This is a genomic window from Streptomyces sp. NPDC012510 (assembly GCF_042955065.1).
Lineage (GTDB): Bacteria > Actinomycetota > Actinomycetes > Streptomycetales > Streptomycetaceae > Streptomyces.
On sequence record NZ_JBIBEN010000069.1, the window covers coordinates 1 to 2,034 of the forward strand.

The following is a 2,034-nucleotide window of genomic DNA, read 5'->3' on the forward strand; positions in this document are numbered from 1 at the left end:
CGAACTCACCCAAGCCCACCTTCACGCCCGCCGCCCGGCGACACCAGTCTCCCTGAGCTGGGCATCGACAATCACGACACGCTGGTACGACCACCACCAGCACGTACACGAACGCTGGCACACACGCCTGCACCGGCTCACCGCCGCCAACCCCCGCATGTCACCAGGCCCGGCCTCTCCCGCCCTGACCTGCCGCGACCTGATCACCTATCCCGAAACCCTCACCCTCGCCGCGGCTCTTGACCGCCTGCCCCCCAACCCCCTGACACGCACGCAGCAGACCGCCTTCCTCCACCAACTCGCCGGCCGCCTTCAACTGCCACGCCTCGCACCCGCCGACCACGACCTGCTCTGGAAACGCCTGACCACCCGCTGAAAAAGCCCACACCACCGCCCAGCCCGCACAAGACCGGCCGACAACACCGGCACCTATAGGCGCGCCAACTACCCTGCGCAAAAACCGCCACCACACCCAGCATCACTGCGCAGCACAAACAGCCAGCTCAGCCCACGCGACACCCGTCGCCGACCCACCAGCCCCACACCGGCTGCCCCAACAAGGCGAACACACCACTCAGTACGACTGAACAACAGCAGGCCACAATCAAGATCATTAAGCAACATCACCAGCTACGCCACAACCCCACCGCCGAGAAGGGCTGAGCCGTGGCAGAGATCGAGGACGCCATCGAGCGGGCCGACCGGGAAGCGTTCACCCGCCAGCCGCCCAAGACCCTCAAGGGCCAGATCGGCTACCTGATCAAGCAGCTCAAAACGACCCGCGCCGTCGCTCAGGAGCTCGGCGTCAGCCAGCGGTCGGTGGAGCGCTACCGCAAGGGCGAACGCAAACACCCGCCCCAGGCCATCGCCGAACGGATCGACACAGCCGTACGGGCCCGCTGGCAGCCTCAGGTCCGCAAACGCCGACAGCGCCAGGCCGCCACGACAGGCGGGATCACGGTGGAGACGAGGGCCCGGTTCGGCTACACCGCACCGATCGGCACCACCGACGACGGACGCTTCCGCCGACTCACCGTCCACCTCCCCCCGGCGTATGCGCAGCGCCTGTTCGACGCCCGCGACGCCGGTGCCAGCGACCAGCAGATGCGCGCGATCATCGCCGAAGGATTCAAAGAGATCTACTTCCAGGACGGCGGAGCCCGCGCCACAGGACTCTCCGACGTCACCCTCAACGACATCGACTACCTCGACCTCGACTACTAACCTCACACCCGCCGGCGGGCCCAGCACCTCGACTGAGCCGAAGCACGATGCTTGTCACCAAGGCAGGCGGGTTGTCACTTCGCGTTCGTGGCTGCCTCGGTGCGACCTCCGCAGTGGATGGCATCGGGTCGATCGAACTGACACCGGCCTGCGCCTGCCGAAGGCGTCTGTGCCCCTTACCCGGCCTCCGAACCTGACGGGCAGACTGCGCTCATGCAGCTCCCCGCCGAAGCCGTTACCGCCACCGTGCTGATCGAGGTCGTACGGATCTCCGCCCTTCCCGCCAGGCGGGACGTCCCGTACCCCGGCACGGCGGTTGCCCACTGGGCCGGGAGCGAGGCCGACGCCGCCCTGGCCTTGATCGAGAGCCTGCCAGGCAGTGAACAGCACCGTTGCGGCTTCTCGCCGGGCTGGAGCGTCCGGGCATACGACGACTCTCTCGATCTGGCGCTGTTCGAGGCGGCGTTCTGCTTCACCTGCCACGAGGTCCGCATGCAGGGAACCGCGGTGCCGCCCGCTCTGGCCACTCAGTTCTTCGACCCGGGCGCCCTGCCGGCCCGGACCCTGCTGTCCCTCTTCCGCAAGGAAGCTCCGTAGCCGACCGACTGGATGAGCATCACGACAGAGGCCCAGGACGCCTCCGTGCAGCCCGCTGGCTCCTCCCGCACAACTCGGTGTACGAGCCGATCCCCGGCGACGACGCGACGTGGTGGCGGGGGTCTGTGTAGCGAACGGTGGAACTCAGTCGGATTTGTTCAGCGGCGTCCGGCGGTGAGCCGGCCGTCGAAGGTGATGTCGAAGGCGTGGAGT

2 protein-coding genes and 1 pseudogene are annotated in these 2,034 nt (G+C 67.6%); all 3 read left to right on the plus strand.

What is annotated here, in order from left to right; all coding sequences use genetic code 11:
* A pseudogene (locus tag ACFY9I_RS42295) lies at positions 1-376 on the plus strand (hypothetical protein); the annotation flags it as partial.
* A 290-nt stretch (positions 377-666) separates the two neighbouring features.
* Complete coding sequence (gene tpg / locus ACFY9I_RS42300; protein ID WP_391012812.1) at positions 667-1,224, plus strand: telomere-protecting terminal protein Tpg; 558 nt, start codon at positions 667-669, stop codon at positions 1,222-1,224.
* Positions 1,225-1,437: 213 nt separating this feature from the next.
* Entirely contained in the window at positions 1,438-1,821 is a 384-nt protein-coding gene (locus ACFY9I_RS42305) for a hypothetical protein (RefSeq protein WP_283974899.1), read from the plus strand.
* The last annotated feature ends 213 nt before the right edge of the window (positions 1,822-2,034 follow it).